Source organism: Bacillus sp. C30, assembly GCF_040838255.1.
Lineage (GTDB): Bacteria > Bacillota > Bacilli > Bacillales > Bacillaceae_G > Bacillus_A > Bacillus_A mycoides.
The window spans coordinates 1-21146 of sequence record NZ_JBFPJH010000019.1; the positions used below are offsets into that span (position 1 = coordinate 1).

General features: G+C 36.5%; 26 protein-coding genes and 1 pseudogene. 12 read left to right on the plus strand and 15 right to left on the minus strand.

Annotated features, from left to right (window positions below; all coding sequences use genetic code 11):
* Positions 1 to 191: 191 nt before the first annotated feature.
* Positions 192 to 566 carry a hypothetical protein gene (locus AB3X49_RS04185; protein ID WP_367960632.1) on the minus strand — a complete coding sequence of 125 codons (375 nt, stop codon included), beginning with the start codon at positions 564 to 566 and terminating at the stop codon, positions 192 to 194.
* An 88-nt stretch (positions 567 to 654) separates the two neighbouring features.
* Here AB3X49_RS04185 and AB3X49_RS04190 point away from each other — a divergent pair, with 88 nt between their 5' ends.
* The gene (locus AB3X49_RS04190; protein WP_063218116.1) at positions 655 to 1125 is read left to right on the plus strand and encodes an SMI1/KNR4 family protein; all 471 of its coding nucleotides are present in this window, start codon (positions 655 to 657) and stop codon (positions 1123 to 1125) included.
* Between the two features lie 350 nt (positions 1126 to 1475).
* Here AB3X49_RS04190 and AB3X49_RS04195 read toward each other — a convergent pair whose 3' ends face one another.
* Positions 1476 to 2270 carry a nucleotidyltransferase domain-containing protein gene (locus AB3X49_RS04195; protein ID WP_367960634.1) on the minus strand — a complete coding sequence of 265 codons (795 nt, stop codon included), beginning with the start codon at positions 2268 to 2270 and terminating at the stop codon, positions 1476 to 1478.
* Between the two features lie 52 nt (positions 2271 to 2322).
* Positions 2323 to 2631: a YuzD family protein gene (locus tag AB3X49_RS04200; RefSeq protein ID WP_002068102.1), complete on the minus strand. Its 309-nt coding sequence runs from the start codon at positions 2629 to 2631 to the stop codon at positions 2323 to 2325.
* 206 nt (positions 2632 to 2837) lie between these two features.
* Here AB3X49_RS04200 and AB3X49_RS04205 point away from each other — a divergent pair, with 206 nt between their 5' ends.
* Together AB3X49_RS04205 and AB3X49_RS04210 are read left to right on the plus strand one after the other, a co-directional pair.
* Positions 2838 to 3074 (plus strand): NifU family protein, encoded by a 237-nt coding sequence (locus AB3X49_RS04205; RefSeq protein ID WP_000431159.1) that lies wholly within the window; start codon positions 2838 to 2840, stop codon positions 3072 to 3074.
* Between the two features lie 438 nt (positions 3075 to 3512).
* Positions 3513 to 3728 carry a hypothetical protein gene (locus AB3X49_RS04210; protein WP_001137788.1) on the plus strand — a complete coding sequence of 72 codons (216 nt, stop codon included), beginning with the start codon at positions 3513 to 3515 and terminating at the stop codon, positions 3726 to 3728.
* 59 nt (positions 3729 to 3787) lie between these two features.
* Here the strand turns inward: AB3X49_RS04210 and yutH are convergent, their stop codons facing one another.
* A complete protein-coding gene (gene yutH, locus AB3X49_RS04215; RefSeq protein WP_002089339.1) occupies positions 3788 to 4789 on the minus strand; it encodes a spore coat putative kinase YutH in 1002 nt (333 codons plus the stop codon).
* A gap of 120 nt (positions 4790 to 4909) precedes the next feature.
* Between yutH and AB3X49_RS04220 the strand changes: the two genes are divergently transcribed.
* Positions 4910 to 5401, plus strand: coding sequence for a phosphatidylglycerophosphatase A family protein (locus tag AB3X49_RS04220; RefSeq protein WP_002015902.1), 492 nt, complete (start codon positions 4910 to 4912; stop codon positions 5399 to 5401).
* A 19-nt stretch (positions 5402 to 5420) separates the two neighbouring features.
* Here AB3X49_RS04220 and AB3X49_RS04225 read toward each other — a convergent pair whose 3' ends face one another.
* The 3 genes from AB3X49_RS04225 to AB3X49_RS04235 all read right to left on the minus strand — a co-directional run bounded on the left by AB3X49_RS04225 (position 5421) and on the right by AB3X49_RS04235 (position 9767).
* Positions 5421 to 5900: a GNAT family N-acetyltransferase gene (locus AB3X49_RS04225; RefSeq protein ID WP_002015903.1), complete on the minus strand. Its 480-nt coding sequence runs from the start codon at positions 5898 to 5900 to the stop codon at positions 5421 to 5423.
* A gap of 521 nt (positions 5901 to 6421) precedes the next feature.
* Entirely contained in the window at positions 6422 to 8995 is a 2574-nt protein-coding gene (locus AB3X49_RS04230) for an FtsX-like permease family protein (RefSeq protein ID WP_367960638.1), read from the minus strand.
* Entirely contained in the window at positions 8979 to 9767 is a 789-nt protein-coding gene (locus AB3X49_RS04235; RefSeq protein ID WP_201053289.1) for an ABC transporter ATP-binding protein, read from the minus strand. Before AB3X49_RS04235 ends, AB3X49_RS04230 begins: the two co-directional genes overlap by 17 nt.
* Positions 9768 to 10049: 282 nt before the next feature.
* Between AB3X49_RS04235 and AB3X49_RS04240 the strand changes: the two genes are divergently transcribed.
* Positions 10050 to 10631 carry an NAD(P)H-dependent oxidoreductase gene (locus AB3X49_RS04240; protein WP_367960640.1) on the plus strand — a complete coding sequence of 194 codons (582 nt, stop codon included), beginning with the start codon at positions 10050 to 10052 and terminating at the stop codon, positions 10629 to 10631.
* Between the two features lie 32 nt (positions 10632 to 10663).
* Here AB3X49_RS04240 and AB3X49_RS04245 read toward each other — a convergent pair whose 3' ends face one another.
* The 4 genes from AB3X49_RS04245 to AB3X49_RS04260 form a co-directional block, all read right to left on the minus strand.
* Positions 10664 to 11194, minus strand: a complete 531-nt coding sequence (locus AB3X49_RS04245) for an iron ABC transporter substrate-binding protein (RefSeq protein WP_367960642.1) — start codon at positions 11192 to 11194, stop codon at positions 10664 to 10666.
* Positions 11195 to 11310: 116 nt separating this feature from the next.
* Positions 11311 to 12075: a 5' nucleotidase NucF gene (nucF, locus tag AB3X49_RS04250; protein WP_002129729.1), complete on the minus strand. Its 765-nt coding sequence runs from the start codon at positions 12073 to 12075 to the stop codon at positions 11311 to 11313.
* A 107-nt stretch (positions 12076 to 12182) separates the two neighbouring features.
* Positions 12183 to 12815 (minus strand): helix-turn-helix transcriptional regulator, encoded by a 633-nt coding sequence (locus tag AB3X49_RS04255; protein ID WP_002191077.1) that lies wholly within the window; start codon positions 12813 to 12815, stop codon positions 12183 to 12185.
* Positions 12816 to 12893: 78 nt separating this feature from the next.
* On the minus strand, positions 12894 to 13334 hold the full coding sequence (locus AB3X49_RS04260) for a DUF86 domain-containing protein (RefSeq protein WP_367960644.1): 441 nt from the start codon (positions 13332 to 13334) through the stop codon (positions 12894 to 12896).
* A 147-nt stretch (positions 13335 to 13481) separates the two neighbouring features.
* On the opposite strand from AB3X49_RS04260, the gene glpX reads away from it, so the two are divergent.
* From glpX to AB3X49_RS04275, 3 genes are all read left to right on the plus strand, one after another.
* Positions 13482 to 14453 (plus strand): class II fructose-bisphosphatase, encoded by a 972-nt coding sequence (glpX, locus tag AB3X49_RS04265; protein WP_367960646.1) that lies wholly within the window; start codon positions 13482 to 13484, stop codon positions 14451 to 14453.
* A 16-nt stretch (positions 14454 to 14469) separates the two neighbouring features.
* Positions 14470 to 14736: a DUF3055 domain-containing protein gene (locus AB3X49_RS04270; protein ID WP_002015912.1), complete on the plus strand. Its 267-nt coding sequence runs from the start codon at positions 14470 to 14472 to the stop codon at positions 14734 to 14736.
* Between the two features lie 373 nt (positions 14737 to 15109).
* Positions 15110 to 15607 carry a cytoplasmic protein gene (locus AB3X49_RS04275; protein WP_367960649.1) on the plus strand — a complete coding sequence of 166 codons (498 nt, stop codon included), beginning with the start codon at positions 15110 to 15112 and terminating at the stop codon, positions 15605 to 15607.
* A gap of 43 nt (positions 15608 to 15650) precedes the next feature.
* Here AB3X49_RS04275 and AB3X49_RS04280 read toward each other — a convergent pair whose 3' ends face one another.
* Complete coding sequence (locus AB3X49_RS04280; protein WP_002015914.1) at positions 15651 to 15953, minus strand: YutD family protein; 303 nt, start codon at positions 15951 to 15953, stop codon at positions 15651 to 15653.
* A 118-nt stretch (positions 15954 to 16071) separates the two neighbouring features.
* Between AB3X49_RS04280 and AB3X49_RS04285 the strand changes: the two genes are divergently transcribed.
* The gene (locus AB3X49_RS04285) at positions 16072 to 16650 is read left to right on the plus strand and encodes a YhcN/YlaJ family sporulation lipoprotein (RefSeq protein ID WP_002015915.1); all 579 of its coding nucleotides are present in this window, start codon (positions 16072 to 16074) and stop codon (positions 16648 to 16650) included.
* A 28-nt stretch (positions 16651 to 16678) separates the two neighbouring features.
* On the opposite strand, the gene AB3X49_RS04290 is transcribed toward AB3X49_RS04285, so the two are convergent.
* Positions 16679 to 17410: a MerR family transcriptional regulator gene (locus AB3X49_RS04290; protein ID WP_002143625.1), complete on the minus strand. Its 732-nt coding sequence runs from the start codon at positions 17408 to 17410 to the stop codon at positions 16679 to 16681.
* A gap of 99 nt (positions 17411 to 17509) precedes the next feature.
* On the opposite strand from AB3X49_RS04290, the gene AB3X49_RS04295 reads away from it, so the two are divergent.
* Complete coding sequence (locus AB3X49_RS04295) at positions 17510 to 18325, plus strand: YhfC family intramembrane metalloprotease (protein WP_367960652.1); 816 nt, start codon at positions 17510 to 17512, stop codon at positions 18323 to 18325.
* Positions 18326 to 18623: 298 nt separating this feature from the next.
* Here AB3X49_RS04295 and AB3X49_RS04300 read toward each other — a convergent pair.
* Positions 18624 to 18938: pseudogene (locus tag AB3X49_RS04300) on the minus strand (hypothetical protein); the annotation flags it as partial.
* 133 nt (positions 18939 to 19071) lie between these two features.
* On the opposite strand from AB3X49_RS04300, the gene AB3X49_RS04305 reads away from it, so the two are divergent.
* Positions 19072 to 19626, plus strand: a complete 555-nt coding sequence (locus AB3X49_RS04305) for a histidine phosphatase family protein (protein WP_367960654.1) — start codon at positions 19072 to 19074, stop codon at positions 19624 to 19626.
* Positions 19627 to 19700: 74 nt separating this feature from the next.
* The gene (locus AB3X49_RS04310) at positions 19701 to 20180 is read left to right on the plus strand and encodes a YbaK/EbsC family protein (RefSeq protein ID WP_002034581.1); all 480 of its coding nucleotides are present in this window, start codon (positions 19701 to 19703) and stop codon (positions 20178 to 20180) included.
* 20 nt (positions 20181 to 20200) lie between these two features.
* On the opposite strand, the gene lipA is transcribed toward AB3X49_RS04310, so the two are convergent.
* A complete protein-coding gene (lipA, locus tag AB3X49_RS04315; RefSeq protein WP_002034580.1) occupies positions 20201 to 21097 on the minus strand; it encodes a lipoyl synthase in 897 nt (298 codons plus the stop codon).
* Between the last annotated feature and the right edge of the window lie 49 nt (positions 21098 to 21146).

The window sequence follows — 21146 nt, forward strand, 5'->3', positions numbered from 1 at the left end:
CTCATATATAAGACATTTAATACACTATGTTAAACATCTTGTATATTCGCAAAAAAGGATGTATCAAAATCATTTTGACACACCCTTCTCCTATTAAACTACTATTGTAATATGACCAAACCTAAAATCTCGACTTAAGAGACTTCACAAATTAGCTCTCTACTATTTCAAACATATTTCCACTTACACAACTATCCCACATTACCCTTCACTTTCTCAATAACATCTTCTATACGCTTAGCTATACATTCTGGCTCCCAATCTCCCTCACCATGCATAGCTGTATAAACCGGACAATTCTCATCATTACTATCTACAAAGATCGGGTCTCCGAGATACGAATCTATCCCAATTACAACCCATCCCTCTTTCCAATCTCCCTCTTCATTTCCGACTAAGCTTTGCCCTTCCTCATCAAAGCTATAACCAAGTTGTCCTTCTTCTATTTCTTCACTATTAAATAATTCGATTGTCATAGGTTCAAATTCACACTCTAACTCAATTTCATTATCCTCAGCGCGATCTACATGTGCTAAAAGTTGTTTAATTTTATTGTGGTTAATCATAAGATTTTCTCCCTCTATTGCGCAATTTTTTAATTAACTATAATATACAAAATAAAGTTTATACAACTATTATTTGAGGTGACCAAATATGAAGACTACACTTTGGGCAGAAGATGACTATTTAAAATTAGCACCTATTAACGACGAACTAATAAAAAAAGCAGAAGAAGTACTAAACGTAAAGCTCCCAGAATCGTACATAAATCTTCTAAAAGAACAAAACGGAGGAACTCTTCGATTAGATGCTCATCCTACTTCAGAGCCAAATTCTTGGGCGGACGATCACGTTAATGTTTCTGGATTATATGGCATTTCTTTTGATGAAAATGAGTCTAGTATTTTAGAGAGCCATTATTTAATTCAGGAATGGGACATGCCTGAGAATATCGTGCTTTTATCTGGTGACGGACATACGTGGATTGCACTAGACTATCGAAACGTAGCTGAAAATCCTCCAGTTATATTTATCGATAATGAGTTTGAGGAAATTATTGAATTAGCACCTAACTTTGAAAGCTTCTTACAAAACTTAACTACTTACGATTATGATGAAGAATAAACCTATCTCTAAAGGAGTACACAATGGTGCAAGATTTTATTATAAAGTGAAACTTTAATCAGTGGGGGTTTTGTTCATCCCCCACTGATTATTAGCCTTCACCAATCGGGCTTTTACGGGCAGTTGATCTCCCACCTAACTTCTTTGCTCCAGCCGAATTTTGAAGTGAGAGTCTTACTGCCCGTTAATGCGGGATAAACATCAAAAAGAACATTCTATTGCATAATGTTTCACATGAAACTATCCATATTTTAGATTATCTTTCGACTTCTCATTCCTTGCAAAGTACTTTTTCATTATATAAAAATAGTAAAAGCATCCTTTATATGAAGGATGCTTTTACTATTCACCTACCACTTCCCCCTACACTCTTCAATCAAACACAGCAAATACCTCTTCGTCATATCAGCCCTCCTCCAAATAGAGAGCTCGCGCTTTCCCTTTGGATTATTTCGCATTCGCTCTACCTCTTTTAATAAAGGCTCCCATTCTTTCGCTGAACGTTCTAATAAGTATTGCAATCCTCTATCTTTTGAAACAATTGTTTTATGATCTAACGTATATAAAATACGTCCCATCGTAACGACAGCTGATTCTACCCATTCTTCTATGAAAAATAAATAAGGACGCTTCGCTTTTTCAAGCCAGTAATGTTCTACGTTGTATTTCATTGTATTTACTACATCGTCCCACTTTATTTGAAAGGAAAGGTCTTCTACTTCTTTCCCGCTAACTGTAATACCTTGATTTTTCAATGTCCACCATGTGACCGCGTTAATATCCCAATGACCAATATCAGCCTTACCATCTGCACAATACACGTACTCATTTATTTCATGATTGTATTTCCCCAAGTCAGCAAGCGGAATATACATACCGTCCATTCTTTTACCTAACGTACTTTTACTAATTTTTTTATGCAGTTCTATAATTTGTTGTTTTTCAGCTTCATTCACGGAATCACTTATTACCGTAACAAAATCAACATCGCTCGTTTCTATATGAAATGCTCCTAACGCGATTGATCCGTAAATATATACCCCGACTATTTTTTCATCCGAAAAAATTCCTTTTAATTCTACTATGTACTGCTCCATTAATTGCTTTACTTCTTCTGGTAAAGCATGTTTTATTCCATTCTCCACATCTATCCCTCCAATAAAAAAAGCCTTCGCAAATTCGCAAAGGCTTCATGCTTTATAAATATTTCTCGATTTCTTCATAAACATCCTTCAAACGTGGATTTCCTTCTCCAACGATTTCACCATTTACAAGAACGACTGGATAAAATAGATCTTCCTCCACTACTCGCTCTGCGAATACTTTTTTATCTTCATCTTCTTGTTCTTCTTGAAAATCAATATACTCAAACTTAAATTTATTTTCTTGTCCTTCATATTTACGACCAATCGCCGCTTGTAACCACTCAAACGTTTCTGTTGAAGATGGCATTCCAACGCAGCTCGCACAAATTACTTTCGTCCCATACACTTGCACATTAACCATTTCTTCTCCCCCACTTCTTGTTTCAACAGTATATTCAGATGTCTTAGTACATAAGCACATCATTTTACAAACTTATTCCATACCCCTATACTGAAAAAACACGTTGTACACACGATATAATATTTTGACAATAAAACAAGAAGAGAAAAAATAGATTTTCCCCTCTATCTTGATTATAATAAAACTGATGAAAGGAGTCGATAAAAATGGAAAACCCACATATGCAAGAACAGGTACTAGAGGTATTAGATAAATTACGTCCATTCTTACTTCGCGATGGCGGAGACGTTGAATTAGTAGACATTGAAGAAGGTATCGTAAAATTACGCCTTATGGGTGCATGCGGAAGCTGCCCAAGTTCTACAATCACACTAAAAGCTGGTATCGAACGCGCACTACTTGAAGAAGTACCAGGCGTTATTGAAGTAGAACAAGTATTTTAATTTAAAAGCGGCGGTGGCTCGTTCAGCTCTGACTGGCTAAGGTTCTTTCGCATAGAAGGCGCTTTTTGCCTTCTATGCGGAAGGTTCTTAGACACGAAGAGCTAGCCACCAGAGCTAGATAACATCTAAAAGCGGAAGCGGTTCGTTCAAAATGTGAGGAGGATGGAGCTTCTGACATAGAGGCGCTTTTTGCCTCGGCGGAAGAAGCGAAGCCACCGAACATTTTAGCCGCTGGAGCTAGATATTAATCTAAAAGCGGAAGCGGCTCGTTCAGAATCGCTTCCTAGAAAGAGACCCAAATGGGTCTCTTTTTTTATTCAAATAACACTTCCCCTTTAACATCATAAAACAAAATTGGAAATCCTTCTCAAAAAGTGCGATAATTAATACTATAGAATCGTTCACACATATACAGAAAAAAACATAGGGGGACGACACATGCCAAGAATGGGGAACACTTTCTTAACAATTCAAGAACTAGAAAAGAAAAAAGAGTATTTATTAGACCTTTCATCCGTTATACCAACATGGAATGCAAGTTATCAATTTTTATTTAAAGAAATCCAGCAAGAATTATTGAGTAAAGTAAATGAAAAAATCGAAAGACATCAATTCATTTTAAATATATGTGCAGATCAACAGGTAGGGGCATAATGTATTACATACAATTGTGATATATAAAAAAGAGACCTCACCCGGTCTCTTTTTTCATTTTAAGATAGCCAATCTAATTTCCTAATACCTAACTTATCAACAGGTAAACGAAATGACTCGTAAAAATGATTCATAAATTGCTCAGTGCGCTTCACATCATGTAAAATGATTTCTAAACGGGCTCTATATATGCCTTTTTGTTCTTCGTTTCCTGTTTGATAATATCGTTCAATCGTTTCAAAGTAGTGAAGCGGGAACAGAAGCCTTGCGAATAATAAGCGCCAACCAAATGAAGAGAGCGAATAATTACGTTCATAATCTGTAATGAATTGAACTACCGTTTGCTCCCAATCTTTCTTTTTTTCTATCATCATATAGCGAATACATTCTGCTATATCTCTACTTGGGTGATCATATACCCAATCAAAAGGAAGTTTTAAACGCTTCGTTTGCTGCCATAATAAAGGTGTAAATCGTTCTTGGCAAATTGTTGCTGCGTCAGTTATTTGTGGTGTATCGTCCATTTCTGTATCGACAACATATTGAATTGCATTTTCTGCAACTCCTAAGTAATACGGGAAGGATTCAATAAACAATTGATCGAATACGTCTGAAGGATGGTTCATCACTTGCGATTGCCAAAACCTTTCTAATTGGTCGAGCCTTTTTTCCCATAATGCTTTCCATTCACCAATGCGGCTTAATTGCTCAACTTCTTCTGGAAAGAATGCGCCACGTTTATGGAATATAGAAAGCTCACTTCCTAATGATGTAGCATGTCGCTCTAACATACGCATACCTTTTAATAAGCAGTAATTTTTTTCTTCTATCTCACTTACATAGTAGCCGTGTATAGTCGGAACGAAAGTCGAAACAGTTATATCCCCTTGCTGGTTCATATAATCACTGAGCTTTTTCATCTCTACAAGTACTTCTTCCTCCATTTCTCCAATTGGAACAAGTACATAAATTTTGTTGCGAATCCAAAAGCTTTTATAGGGGCCAAGGGGGATTAATTCTTTAACATGCATGTGATAATGCTCATAAATATGCTGAATCATCGCAGTCGCCACCTATGGTTTTTCTTTATATATATGAGCTTGTGCTCGCCTTTCATTCCTATGCACATGATAAAGCAATGAAACGTATACAAATACTAAAAAGAAAAAAAGGTGATAAACATGAAAGACTCAAATCAACTACAAGAAAGAGCATTACAACTATTACAAGAGCGCGGTGTAACAATTGACGATATTGCTGATCTTGTTCATTTTCTTCAAAAGAAATACCATGCAAATTTAGAGATGTCAGAATGTCGTTATAACGTTGAGCGTGTACTATCAAAACGAGAAGTACAAAACGCTCTTATTACAGGCATTGAACTTGATGTCCTTGCTGAAAAAGGAATGTTAAGTCAGCCGTTACAAGATATCGTAAAACGCGATGAAGGACTATATGGAATTGATGAAGTCATCGCACTTTCAATCGTTAACGTGTACGGGTCAATTGGCTTCACGAACTTTGGATATATCGATAAATTAAAACCAGGTATTTTAGAATACTTAAATGATAAATCAACTGGAAAGGTGCATACATTCCTTGATGATATCGTTGGCGGAATCGCTGCCGCTGCTTCAAGTCGTTTAGCGCACCGTGCTGAGCATTCGGAATAAGGGGTCTAGGCCGTCAGTTTCACACTGACGGCCTTTCATATTCCATAAGCATGAACTCTCTTCCACGGCTCAAAAAAAGAGGTCCTACTTGAAATCCAATGTTTTTATACAGCCTAATCGCTCTCTTATTGAATGTCGCTACACTCAGTCGAAACATTTTCGAATTCAATTCCTCAGTAGCAAATGCTATTCCCGCTTGAAAAAATATTTCCCCCATCCCTTTTCCTGTTAACTCCGGCTTCATTCCAAGCCCAATATCTACTACATCTTCTCCCCTATATAAATTAGCATCTCTTCCCCCTGGCACTTGTGCATTTTCTCCAAAACAAAAATAGCCGATGAATTCTCCATTCTCTCCGCAACAACCGTAATACGTCCCATCTAGCAACTCTTCTATTACTTCAGCATCTCCCGAAAAGCTATATAACGTATAGGGATTTTCATACTTCCACGTATTTATTTCTTTCGCTTCTTCTTCTGTTAACTTATGTATATCCATTCATCTCGCTCCTTATCAAATACTCTACTAATCTATATGTATTTACTCATTCATTTTCCAAACTTGATTCTCCTCTAATCGTAATATGCATAGTTACATACGCACACCCCTTTAAAAAATGCTAAAATTTATTTGAATCGCTGTTGTTACACTTCTTGATTAAGAAAGACTGTTAACCGGAAAATTAACGTCTTATCAAACTCAAGCAATTGGCACGTTTTGTCATCATGAAAGACACTCGAAAGAGTGTCTTTTTTTCTATACCTGAGCAGGACCTGCTCATTTACAAAATTAATGCATAAATTAATATAACTCTTAAACGTATTATTCCCTTTCTATACGTTGCAGCGTTCGTTGCGACATATTCGGATAATAAAAAGCACTCCAGCCAGAGTGCTTTTTACTTTCAAACAAGGAGGTTACATATATGGATAGTACTCTTGTATTTAACTTTGGCATTGGTATTGTTATCATTTTATTCGTCTTCTTTGTACTTTGTATGAGCGGGATATAGTAATCTTTTATGCTGATAACTCCTTTAAAGTATCACTCAATTTAAACTTTCTTAATTGTAATGAAGCAATCATTGCTGCTCCTGCTCCGAGTATAATGCTAGCTAGTGCCAATATTAAAACTTGATTATACGGAATGATAATAACCGTTAACTCTAAGCTTGATAACACAATATAACTAAATACAATTCCACCTAAAACCCCAATACAACCAGCTATCGCTCCAAGTAAAGTGCCCTCTAATAAAACAATCCGTCTCATTTGCTTCGGAATAGCTCCTACCGCACGAATCATACTAATTTCAGCACGTCTTTCATGTAAACTTGAGACAATCGCATTCATTAACCCTATACCAGAAATAATGAAAACAATTACAACTAACAAGCGAATTAACATCATCATTTTCGATAATAACTGCTCCTGTTCTTTTAATAAATCATGGCTATTAATAACTTCTACGTTCTCTTTATTATTTGTAATTTGTTTTACTTGCTTCTTAATCTCTTCAAATGATTGATTAGAATTTGTCATAACTTGAATTGCTTCATATCCTTGCACGTGAAACTTATCACGAACCCATTGTTCATTTACGAAAATGTCTAATCCTCTTCCCCTTAATCCTTGCTCAATAATCGAAACGACTTTAATCGTTTGTTTTTCTTTCCCTTTTCCTTGTACTTCAATCGTATCATGCAACTGAATCCCTAATGTTTTAGCAGTTCTCTTCGTAACGACTCCCTCACCATCTTGTAATGGCTTATTTAAATCTTGTCCTGTAATCACTTTCGCTTTTGTTACTTTTTGATAAGCAACAATATCATTCCCCACAACTTCTATCACATCATATTCAAAATCATCTTTCCTCACATTTTCATACCACTCTTGATCCGCTTTTTTAAAATCATAATTTATAAGCTTCGCTGTAAAGTCAGTAACATTTGCTACGCTCTCTTCTACACCATCAATTTTTTTAACCTTCTCCATCCAACTAAATGGTAATACTTCAGTACTTTGCGACTCTATTGGAATTCTTATTACTAAATCAGCTGGTAAATGTTTTTGTAACCCATCTTTCATGCCTTCGTAAATAGAGTTTATATACATCGTTCCAACAAGTGCTAACATAAAACCAAATGCTAGTATAGCAACCGATACAGCTGCCTTATTTCGATAACGAATTACATTTCGGCTACTAATCGTCGTTTCAATTCGTAATATCATTTGAAGTGGTTTTGCAATCACTGGTGCTATCATCCGAATAAATAACGGAATCGCAAATAACAAACCGACCGCAAATAACAGCGCACCTATCGCACTTGGATTAAAACCGATATATCGCTCTAATACGTTACCCGCTAGTCCAATAACAGTACCAATGATTAAAATGCTACCACTAAAAGCACTCCACCTTTTTTCTTTTTTCTCATTACTAGGAAGACCTGGCCTAAGCGCTTGAACTGGTGGAATCTTTCTAACCATAAAGGCTGGTATAATAGCCCCTATGATAGACATAACAATCCCTAGTAAAAACGTAATGAGTAAAATCTCGCCTGAAATCGAGAATGATTCTTTCACTGCACCCTCAATATTCACCCATTTATTAATAAATGATGCGGCGATTGTTTGCGTACCTGCTCCAAGAATAACTCCTGCTAGTGATCCGATTGCCCCAATACATAAAGCCTCTAATAAAACGACTAATATAATTTGATTTGGGTTACTACCAAGTGCACGTAATAGTGCCCATTGCTTAAATCGACTTCTGACAGATAAGAAGAAACTTCCCATTATTAAAAGGGCTACAACAAATAAGGCAATACCACCTAAACTAAAAATTAACGGTTTCATTACATTTAGTCGTTCAAATGCCTTATCGACATAAGTACGTTGGTCCACCTTTATATTTTCTATCTTCTTATTTACATCAAAAGCAATTGCTTTTTTCACATTTACATCTTGTACTTTCACTTGAACGAGATTGAATTGATTTAGTAAATTTAATTCTTTTTGAAGCCAATGGATTGGAAAATAAGCACTATGCCCCATTGACGCCATTAACGGTGGATTTAAAATACCAACAACTTTCACAGCCTTTTCACCATGCTGCGGGAATGGCAGTTTAATCGTATCTCCTACCCGTATATTTTCACGATCTGTATACCCTTTTGTCAGTGCTACTTCAGCACCTTCTTTCGGATATCGTCCTTCTAATATTTTATAAGAATGCATTTCTGGAGAATCTTGCTCAATACCCCAATAAGATGGCTTTCCCGATAACTCTTTATAATGTGGAAAAGGATACGGTATAAGTGCTTTTGATATTTTTTCAGCATTTTCTAAGCCATCTATTCCTTTTAAACTTTCATTATTTAAATACATGTCATTTTTTATATGGCCAAATTGTAAATTATAATCTCCATACCGACTTACTACTTGTTCCTTCACACTTTGCTCTACTGATTGATTACCTAGTAATAACATCGTCGCTAACATAACACCTAAAGCTGCACCGAGGGCAATCAACATATTCCGCAACCAATTTTGTTTCATCGATTTTATCGCATACTTAATTACCCATCGCATCACCTTTACCTCCTACTTTAAAGTGATGATTCATAATCTCTTGAATTTGAGTAACTTGTTGCGGGATATTTCGAAATTTCCATCCTTTACTTTCAGCATGCTCATGAATCACTTCACCATCTAATAAGAAAACAACTTTATCAGCATGGGCCGCTACGAATGGATCGTGCGTTACAATGACAGCTGTTTGCCCTAATTCATCACATGCATTGCGAAGTGCCGCGATAATATTTTTGCTATTTTCTGAATCCAATGCTCCTGTTGGTTCATCAGCTAATATAATAGCTGGCTCATTTGCAAAAGCTCTTGCTATTGCAACCCTTTGCTGTTGCCCACCTGATAACTGTGCTGGTAAATGCTTTTCTTTTCCTTTCAATCCAACGAGCTCTAATAAACGATTTGCTGTCACCGTTGCCTTCTTTTGCGAAACATTATCTAATAGTAAAGGCAACCCTACATTTTCCTCCGCATTAAACACTGGAATTAAATTAAACTGCTGAAAAATAAAACCGATTTTATGCCTTCTAAATAAAGCGAGCTCTTTTTCTTTTAATGTTGAAATCTCCGTACCATCAACTCGAATACTACCTACCGATGGAATATCTAATCCACCTAACAGCTGAAGTAAAGTCGTTTTACCCGATCCACTTGCCCCCATAATACAAACAAAGTCACCTTTTTGAATTTGAACATTAATATCTTTTAAGATCTTTACTTTACTATCCCCAATATCAAACGATTTTTCTAACCCTTCAATTTCAATAATATTCATCCCAATATCCCCTTCTCTCTATTTACCAATCTATATATTCTATTCGAAAATGCAAAATCCCTACTATTTTGTATTTTTTTGTCACATACTAACATTTATATTAACCGGTAGTAAGTGCCCGATTAGTGTGAGCAAATAATCAGTGCGGGATGGCCCACCCACCGATTAAAGTTTCATTTTATTTCTCATGTGAGAAAAGTTGATTCTCGCAACGGAAGTAACCATAATAGTTACACAAATATATAAAAACTATTCACATATCCACAAATAGGAGGAAGAACAATGAAACATGTAATCGTTTATGCACACCCGAATACAGAAAGCTTCAACCATGCAATTTTAGAAACTGTAAAAAGTGAATTAGAAGGAAAAGGGCATGAAGTGCGCGTTCGTGATCTATACGAATTAAATTTCAATCCAGTATTAGGTGCTTCCGATTTCATCTCATTTTCCCAAGGAAACACACCAGAAGATATTAAAGAAGAGCAAGAGCATATCTCTTGGGCTGATAGTATTACATTCATTTACCCAGTTTGGTGGGCGGGTCTTCCTGCTATTTTAAAAGGATACGTTGACCGTGTATTTAGCCACGGCTTCGCTTATGCTTACGGTGAGAATGGTATCGAAAAGTTATTAAGCAGTAAAAAAGGATTGTTATTATCTACGATGGGAAATTCGAAAGAAGTATACACAGCAGGCGGTATGTTTGATGCAATGAAAAAAACAACTGATGCTGGTATTTTTGAATTTACAGGCATTGAAACACTGGAGCATACATTCTATACAAGTGTTCCTTCTGTGGATGACAGTGTGCGTAAACAATATCTTGAAGAAGTTAAAGACGTAGTGAATCGTGCGTTTTAATAAAAAAACTCCGGTTATAACAACCGGAGTTTTTATTTCATCATCAATTTCGGAATATATCTTTGAAGAATGCTTTCTAATTCATTCATATCTTCCTGTCTAATAAGTAAATTCACATTATCATTCATTTTTTCTCGCCCGCGATATAAAAATATATTTTCTTTTGGATTTTCCCATGTTGATGTTTTATAGCCTTTTAATTCTTCGTATGAATAAAAGTTCAATCTGTCTATTACACCTTTTTCATATATTTGTACACTTTTAATCAGATGGATAGCTATTAAAGTCATAAAACAACTTACTACAGCATAACTACCTGACTGAACGAGAAACTGTTCAATTGTACCAATATCACCACTTACGTACTGAGCATATGTATACATACATTGTCCGATGAAATACGCCGGTCCAAGTGATGCAATCCAACGCCGTTTCACCCGAGGATATGTCGCAATAAGTTTTCCCGCGCTTTTTTTCATTGCATTTATTTTATATATCTTCCATAGAACAAAGAACAAAACACATAATGCAAAAACAAACATAATGCATGACATCCAGTACACTCTTATTCCCTCCCTTTTTATATCAATACATATAAATTCTACATTTTATATAACTACAGTACATATGCAATTATGCATAAAAAAACAGGCAACCTCCTCCGGTTACCTGCATTTCATTACATCTTCTCAATCCACTCCGTCAAGTTGTGCACAACTTGCGTCGGTTGTACTTCATATTCTGTTAACTTGTCCACAGTTGTTACTCCAGTGTGGACAAGAAGGGTATGCATACTAGCATTTATCCCGGCTAAAATGTCTGTATCGTAGTTATCCCCAACCATTAAAGCTTCTTCTTTTCCTATGCCAAGCACTTTTAACGCTTGTTCCATAATGATTGATTCTGGTTTACCAATAAAGATTGGGTCCACACCTGTTGATACTGCAACAACTGATGTTAATGAACCGTTACCTGGTAATAATCCGCGCTCAGTCGGAATTGCGATATCCCCATTTGTTGAAATAAACGTTGCACCATTACGCACAGCAAGGCACGCTTTTGCTAATTTTTCATATGTGATATCGCGATCTAAACCAACAATGACGAAATCAGGATTTTCATCCACAATTTCAAATCCCTTTTCCACAAGAGCAGCGTGTAAGCCCTCTTCACCAATCATATATACAGTCGCATCTTGTTTACGCTCATAAATAAAGTTCGCTGTAGCCATACTCGTTGTGAATACTTGCTCCGCTTTCGCTGGAATATCGAAACGAACAAGCTTTTCTGCAACTTGTTCTGGTTTACGAGTTGAGTTATTTGTAACGAATAAATATGGAATACCGCGCTCTCCTAACGCTTTTACGAAGTCGCTTGCTTCTTCAATTTGTTCTTCACCGCGATACATTGTACCGTCTAAATCAATTAAATAGCCTTTATACATCTGTTTGTCTCTCCTTCTATGCTAACGTTCTCATCTATCATACCACTCTTATATTAACCCCTTTTTCAAAAGAAAAAAACGCTTTACCTAAAAGCGTCCCATAACGTTCATTTTTTCTCTTTTATTTGGTACGAACAATTACAATCGCCCACGCACATGTTCGTTAGCGCTTTCACATTTGCACCTGCTAATAACCGCTTGTACATATCTTTTTCATCTTCACACACTTGCGGGTATTTCTCCGCTATTTCCTTTAACGGACAGTTTTGCTTTTCAAGTATGAAAGAGCGTTCCCCATCTCTCTTTATTTGAACCATATAACCATTTTTCTCTTGCATAGCAGCTATTTCTTGTACTTTATACGCTAAATTACTTTGGTTACTTATCTTCTTTTTTAACTGTTCTTCCATTCGTTTCGTTCTCGCTTGTAAAACGTAACGAAGTATTTTTTCATCGCCCATTCGAGCTAAATCATCTAATATTTCAATAGCAAACTGCTTATATTCTTTCGGGAATGTATCTTCTCCCTTTTGACTTAATCCATACAAATATGTTGGGCGTCCAACTTGCTGCCTTACCATCTTTGAATAAATTAGCTCATCATTTTCTAGTTTACTTAAATGTCGACGAATCGCCATCTCTGTAATTTCTAAAGCTTCGGCTAATTCTGCTACAGTATGCTCTCCTTTTATCTTCAGTAATTGTACAATCTCTTCTCTCGTAGTACGTGCTTCCCCCATAGCTCACCCTTCTCCCTTTTCTTTCTCCTATACAATATAAGATCCCCAAAGGAATTCCCAGGGATCTTATAAGCACAATTATTCTGGTACAAATGCAGATACAGGTCCTAATTCCTTTTCTAAATAACTGTGAATATTCGCTGGGTATTTCTCTACCACGGCGATATGTTTTTGAATCGTCTTATATAATTCATCATGATTCATTTGAATATAATCTTGCGTAAGCATTTTTCGAAGAAGAATAATTTCTTTAATATGCGCTCCCTCTTCTCCACTTATAACTCTCTCGTCCATTAAAATATCAATAATATCTTCGTAACTTCCTGGATCGCGCATAATAAATCCATCAATCATCGCATTCCCTACATCTAATACACAATCGATAATAAGATGCGCCATGCGCTCTAATGCGTAAAATTCAAACTCGGTTTCATATGTCTTTTTCTCTTGAAATGTATTTGTTGCTCGTTCTAAACATACTAGCATTTGTTCTATTTTTTTTCTGTCTACGAAGTACATGAATGTCACCTACCTGGAAATTAAAGCATTTACATTTTAATTGTAACGCTTTCTTCTGAAAAAATCGACAATTTTTCGAATTCACCTTTTCCTCGTTATTTGTTATAGTTATATTTGTATGATTTTTGAAATTGGAGGAATGCAACCTTGGAACGTGAACTCGCACTAGAAATTGTCCGTGTAACAGAAGCAGCAGCCTTAGCATCCGCACAGTGGATGGGCCGCGGAAAGAAAAACGAAGCAGATGATGCAGCAACTACAGCTATGCGTGATATGTTCGATTCAGTAAACATGGCAGGTACAGTTGTAATTGGTGAAGGAGAACTTGATGAAGCACCGATGTTATATATTGGTGAAAAACTAGGAACAGGTAACGGTCCAGAAGTAGATATCGCCGTTGACCCATTAGAAGGCACAAACATCGTTGCAAAAGGTCTTGCAAATGCAATGGCAGTTATTGCAATCGCGGATAAAGGAAACCTTCTTCATGCTCCGGATATGTACATGGAAAAAATCGCGGTTGGTCCAAAAGCAGCTGGTAAAATTAGCTTAGATGATCCAATTGAAAAAACAATTGATATTGTAGCAGAAGCAAACAATAAAAAAATTCGTGACCTAACGGTTATCATCCAAGAACGTGAACGTCATCAAGATATTATTGACCGTGTTCGTGCAAAAGGTGCACGCGTAAAACTATTTGGTGATGGAGATGTTGGTGCATCAATCGCAACAGCTTTACCTGGAACAGGTATCGACTTATTCGTAGGTATTGGCGGAGCTCCAGAAGGCGTTATCTCTGCAGCAGCATTAAAATGCCTTGAAGGTGAAATGCAAGCTCGCTTAGTTCCAATGAACGAAGAAGAAGAAGCTCGTTGTCGTGAAATGGGATTAGAAGATCCTCGTCAACTTCTTATGTTAGATGACTTAGTATCTGGTGATGATGCAATCTTCTCAGCAACAGGTGTATCTGCTGGTGAATTATTAGACGGCGTGAAATTCCTTGGCGGAGATTTAGCTGAAACATATTCTATCGTAATGCGTTACAAAACAAGAACAGTACGTTTCATTAAAACGCATCACCATTTAGATCATAAACCACACTTAAACTTAGATATTTAATAAAGGAGCCATGTGTATGGAAGAACGTTTCTTTCTGTACGACGATACAGTCGCTACAAGAACTCGTTTCGTTAGCTTTTTGGGGGAAAATGAGCGTCATGATTTAGCGCTTTTATACTCCGATCGTCATTACGGTAAAACGATAGTCCTTGATATGCAAAGCAACAAATTTGCTATCATTGGTCCTGACGATTTAAACGAACAAGGCTACTTAGAGCATGCATTTTCGATGTCTGAAGAAAATGCAGAAGAATTACGCTCATTTTTATTTGAACTTATATAATTTATCTGGTGCACCAGCTATGTTAGCTGGTGTTTTTTTACAATTTATATTTTGAATTTTCAATCTTATGTGTTATACTTATGAACAAATCTATTTGGATAGAAAGGACGTTATCTGCGTATGCCAACATTTACTTTGTAATGGACCAGCAATTGGATAGCATTACTCTCAAAAAAGCACCGTGCTTTTTCAAGGGAGTAGTCTGCCCATTCCCATTACAAAGGAACGTAACGCATCTGTAGTATGATGTTTACGGAGGTTCCTCTTGGGGGAACCTCTATTTATTTTTGTCTACTTCTTATGTCTTCATACTACAAGACATCCAAATAGCTGTATTACGTTCCTTTGCCACTACTATAAGAGGTGAAGGAAAATGCAGAAAGTACAACTTTCTTGGAGTTTATATGAAAGCGAACTAGCAACAATCGAAAAATATTGTAAAAATTGCAGGCGTACTACCCTTTTTACCGACACGAACATTCGCAGGCATAACGCAAACGGAAAGAACATATACCGATTTGCAATTTATAAATGTCCGAAAGATCATACGTGGAATCAAAAACTTCATATTTATAAATCATTTACTGATCACGTCGAAACTGTCGATATGACTCAGCAAGAACAAACGGAAACAAGTACTACCATTTCCATTACACAATACAAAGAAAGTGGTATAGCCGAAATAACGATCGTATTAGACATAGTTTTCGGTTCCCACCGGATTGATAAAGTGTTATCCACATATATTTCAGATTGGAGCCGCACTATCATTGTGGATAAAATTAAAAATGGGCATATCCAATTGAACCGACAACAAATGAAACCAAACGCAATACTTTCTGAAGGCGATCATATTTCGATTTGTTTGTGAGCGAGTATAAAAAAAATCCTCTTACAATCGTAAGAGGATTTTTTCATTTCTTCACTTTTCGTAATACAAAGTGTGCACAACCGAAGTTACAGTACTCGTATAAATACTCTGATAAAGTACTAATTTTCGTATCATATGTCGAACGTTGATTACTATCATCAAAGAATCCGCGCAATCTAAGTTGCTCATAACCCCAGTCTCCAACGATATAATCATATTTATTTAAAATTTCTGCATAGCGCTCTTTAAGTGCTTCTTCACTAAAACCGTCACGAAAGTTTTTAATTACTTCGTACTGAACATTATTAACGCTCACCGTAGTATGAATCTCTTGCTTTTGCTCCATTATGAACTTCCTCTCTAAGCATTCTTCTTTTTATCGTATCACAAAGCATAACAACCAACAATTTCAAATACAAAAAATTGAAAATTAGTGCATGCTATGGAGAAGGAGGTGCTACATCGTGAAAAAACAAATTATACTCTCTCTTCTCACTCTTTCCTTATTTGCAGGCTGCCAATCAACTAATAAAGCCGAAATGGAGCGTGAAGAAGGAAGTCGTGTTCTTGTTTCCAACAAAAACGACATGTATCATACGGAAAATACAAATACACGGCTCACAAGGGTGGGCTATTCATCTAAACAAAAACATGAAGTATCTAACAAACAAGTAGGCGCCATTAACCGTGAGAAAGTCGCTGAAATGATTACAAGCATGACAGTCAAACTTCCTGACGTCACCAATGCCGCTACACTCGTTACCGACGACGAAGTGTTCGTTGTATACCGTGCAAACACAACGGATCCGAAACTCGTAACAGATCAAGTATATAAAACTGCTTTGTCCATCGTTCCTCGCTATTATAAAGCATATGTATCAACAAACCAAAAGTTGATTTCTCAAATTCAAGGTCTTCAATCTGGTAGCTTAAACGATAAAGAATATGAACAAAGTCTTGATATGTTAAAACGTGAAATGAGCGATAATCCTCATTTGAACAATACGGGGGATCAAACTTTAAATGACATGATTAAAAAATAAAAAGGTGGAGAAAACCTCCACCTTTTTACTATTTCTTACGATCCGCATAAACCTCCATCGCATCACACATAAACTGCGCTAAACCTTCACCAAACTTATCAATATTTTTCGTAAAACGCTCATCAGCAACATACATTTGACCGAGCCCCTTAAAGGCTTCTAATGAATATTCACCAAAGTTTTGCAAGTAATCGTACCATACCCCGATTGCGGACTGCGCCTCTTTAGAATCAGGTGCTCCATTTCGAAGTGTTGCTAGATTTCTGTAAATATTATTAAACTCCTCCTGTTTCTCTTTAGACATCCCCTTCGCTGTTTTATTCGCTTTATCTACAGCCTCATCTCCCCATCGTTCACGTGCTTCTTCTTCGTACGGATTATGACTAAAATCAAATCCTTCAAATTTCTCTTTATTCGTCATATCAATCTCTCCTTTTGTATGCTGAATTGTTTTATTAATCGTCGCTATCACCTTATCTAACCTGGCACGCTTTTCAAGAAGCATTTTCTTATGAAGCTGTAGCGCTTCTTCATGATCAAATGATGGACTCATGATAATTTCTTTAATCTTCTTCAAAGGGAAGCCTAGCTCTTTAAAAAATAAAATTTGCTGCAGTGTCTCTAAATTTTCATTGGAATACAGACGATATCCAGACTCTGTCGTCTCATCTGGGGTTAACAACCCAATTTCATCGTAATGATGCAGTGTGCGCACACTAATCCCAACTAAATTAGCTACTTCTTTTACCCTCATTGTCATGCGTATCCCCCCCTTAATACATACGATAAAGTATGACGCAACGTTAGAGTCAATAAGTAAATTCATTTATCTCTAAAAGTTTCATCTCTCCCATATTTCATGCATAATAGATATGTACATATATTAGAAAGCGGTGAAAGTATGGTTTCAAATACTGTAATTGCCAGCATCATATTTCAACTCGTTGTTTCGGTTCTGGTCCCAATTATTGTACTCGTTTATTTCCGTAAAAAATATAATATTAATTGGAAAGTGGTCGGCGTTGGTGTTCTTATCTTTATTGGATTTACCCAAATTCTCGAAACACCGTTCCACCTATTTATGCGTGGTAATCCAGCAATCGCTCCATTTTTAGAAAATCCGTATGTCTTTGCAATTTATGGCGGACTAACTGCTGGTATTTTTGAAGAATTAGGACGCTTCGTTGCCTTCTTCTTCCTACTAAAAAAATATCTAGAATATAAAGATGGCTTCGCTTATGGAATTGGTCATGGCGGGATTGAATCCATTTTAGTTGGCGGATTCTCTGCATTGCAGACACTTATATTCGCTAATGCTATTAACAATGGTAGCTTCGCTCAAATGGCAGAAAAACTACCACAATTAAATCTTGTAAAGGATATGTTAATAGAACAACCTGCTTATTTATACTTCCTTGGCAGCTTGGAAAGAATTATGGCTCTTGTATTGCAAATTGCCTTCACAATGCTTGTCTTATACGCTGTAAAACAAAAGAAATACATTTTCCTCGTATACGCTATACTATTCCACGCATTTGTAGACTTTTTCGCGGCACTTTACCAAACAAAAACAATTAACATCTTTGTTGCAGAAGGAATTACTCTTCTCTTCGCGATTGTTGGTTTCATTCTTATTCGTAAAATGAAAGAGAAATTAGTAAGTGTGCCAGAGTAAAAAATAACCCACCAGTTGGTGGGTTATTTTTTATATGGATTTTCGTAGTGATGATAACTTTTCCCCCCTCGCAGCTCCCTCTTTGTTTCCGCATCTATAACGATGTACTTATGAAACTCATCTACTTCATCTTGAGAAAAGGAACCAAAAAAATAAAGTGAAACTTTAATCAGTGGGGGTTTATCCACTGATTATTAGTTGAACCAATCGGGCTTTTACGGGCAGTTGATCTCCCATTTAACTACTTTTCTTTAAAACTGAATTTTGAGGTGGGAGTCTTACTGCCCGTTAATGCGGGGTAAACTTGGCGATCAGGGTGAATAAAAAAATCTTGAAACACCACGCTACTCCGACAACCCACGGCTGTTTTTTGTCTGAAAGAAAATTCTTCATCGGGCACTTCTTTAAATAAAATCTTTTTCCGAACACTATATGCTGCATTTTTATATTCTTTATACACCTTTTTATCTAACTGTTCGTAAAACACATCCTCACTCACAAATGGCTTATTTCGATTGCTTGGATAGTCTAATTTTTGATTTGATTGTGCATATGTTGTGGACAATTGCGCGAGAAAACAAATACTGAATACAATGCATATCATTTTTTTCATAATTGCACCTCAAATTTTCATTATCCACATTACTTTTCCACATACTTAGATCACTATTCCGTTTCCAATAAAAAGGAATTTTTTCCACATTTGTCGAAGTATATAGCGTCAACTTGAAAAATGGGGATGAATTATGAAGAAAATTATTGTAATACGACATTGTTCCGCAACTGGACAAAAACGTGATGCCGAATTAACGTTTGCCGGAAAAGATCAAGCTAACACCCTTGCTGCATTCCTCTTAGAAAATCAGCTACAAATAGATCATATTATTTCGAGCCCATTTGTCCGAGCTATCGATTCCATTCGGCCCTATGCGCTCAAAGCTAACCTATCTATCGAAGAGGATGAACGATTAGCTGAACGTATATTAAGCAACGTTCCGATGGATGATTGGATGCAAAAACTAGAATCTACTTTTACAAACATAGATATTGCCTTTTCAGGCGGAGAGTCAACAAAACAAGCAACGGACCGTGCTATATCGCTTATCCAAGACGTTTTAAAGTTAAACCATACTACAACACTACTCGTTACACATGGAAACTTACTTACGCTCATTTTAAAGTACTTTGATCGTACGATCGGCTTTCATGAATGGAGAACTTTAACGAATCCTGATGTTTACGAAATTACAATCGATGAACAAAGTTTCATAAAACGATTATGGGAAGCATCGTCCAAATAGTATCCCTTTCCAAAACACTCAGTTGACGCCACGAGAAGAGACTGTATTAACAATAGAGAGGGGTATCATTCAATATGTACGAAGACGTACTTTCTTTACTACATAAAACAAATGCTTCTTATGAAAAATTTGAACACGAACCAGTACTTGACTATGAAACAGATCGTATCGTTCGTGAAAGACTTGGTTTGCAAGGCACTCCAAGTAAAAGCTTATTTTTAAAATCAAAATCCGGGGAACATTACGTATTCTTTACGTTAGAAGGCACTCGCCTCAACCGAGGAGAGATGAAGGAAATAACAGGAGAGAGCTTATCTCTCTGTTCACCTAATGAGCTAAGAGAAGAGACTGGTTGCACTCCTGGATGTGTAGCTCCTTTCGGTTATTCACAAGATGTAACGATTATTGTGGACAGTTCAATTTATACTTACGATAAAATTTTAATTACACCTGGTGTACCTGAATTTACAATTGAATTATCCACAGAAGAATTAAAAAAGATTTTATCCACATGTCAAAATAAAGTTTTAGAGTATAAGAAAAAAGAGAGCTAATGATTAGCTCTCTTTTTTCATTATTTCGCTTCTGCTGTTTTTTCTTTTGCAGAACGTACTTGCTCGTCCGCATGATAAGAAGAACGTACAAGTGGACCAGCTTCACAGTGGCTAAATCCTTTGCTAAGTGCAATTTCTTTTAGCTCTGCAAATTCTGCTGGTGGATAATATTTAATAACTGGTAAATGCTTCTTAGATGGTTGTAGGTATTGTCCAAGAGTTAAAATATCCACATTGTTTGCACGTAAGTCATCCATTGCTTCAATTAAATCTTCTCTCGTTTCACCTAAGCCCAGCATAATGCTCGATTTAGTTGGAATATCAGGCTGCATTTCTTTTGCTCGACGTAAAAACTCTAATGAACGGTCATATTTTGCTCTAGCGCGAACTCGGTTAGATAATCGACGTACTGTTTCAATGTTATGGTTCAAAATATCTGGTTTTGCATCCATTAACATTTTTAAGTTTTCTTCTACCCCACCCATATCAGATGGTAATACTTCGATAGACGTGAATGGATTTTCACGACGTACAGCGCGTACTGTTTCAGCAAAAACAGCTGCTCCGCCGTCCTTTAAATCATCACGTGCAACCGCTGTTATAACAACGTGCTTTAAGCCCATTTGTACTACAGAATCTGCTACGCGTTCTGGCTCTTGTAAATCAAGCTCAGTTGGTAAGCCTGTTTTAACCGCACAAAAACGACAAGCACGTGTACAAACCGCACCTAAGATCATAAATGTTGCTGTTTTCCTTACAGCCCAGCATTCATGAATATTCGGACATTTCGCCTCTTCACAAACTGTATGAAGATTCTTAGAACGCATCATTTTCTTTAAGCCTGTATAGTTTTCATTCGTGTTTAACTTAATTTTCAACCATTCGGGCTTGCGCTTATACTCTGTTTGTTTTGTCATGGTTATCAACTCCGCACAATATGAAATAGTTTACCGTGTTCGCTTCTTT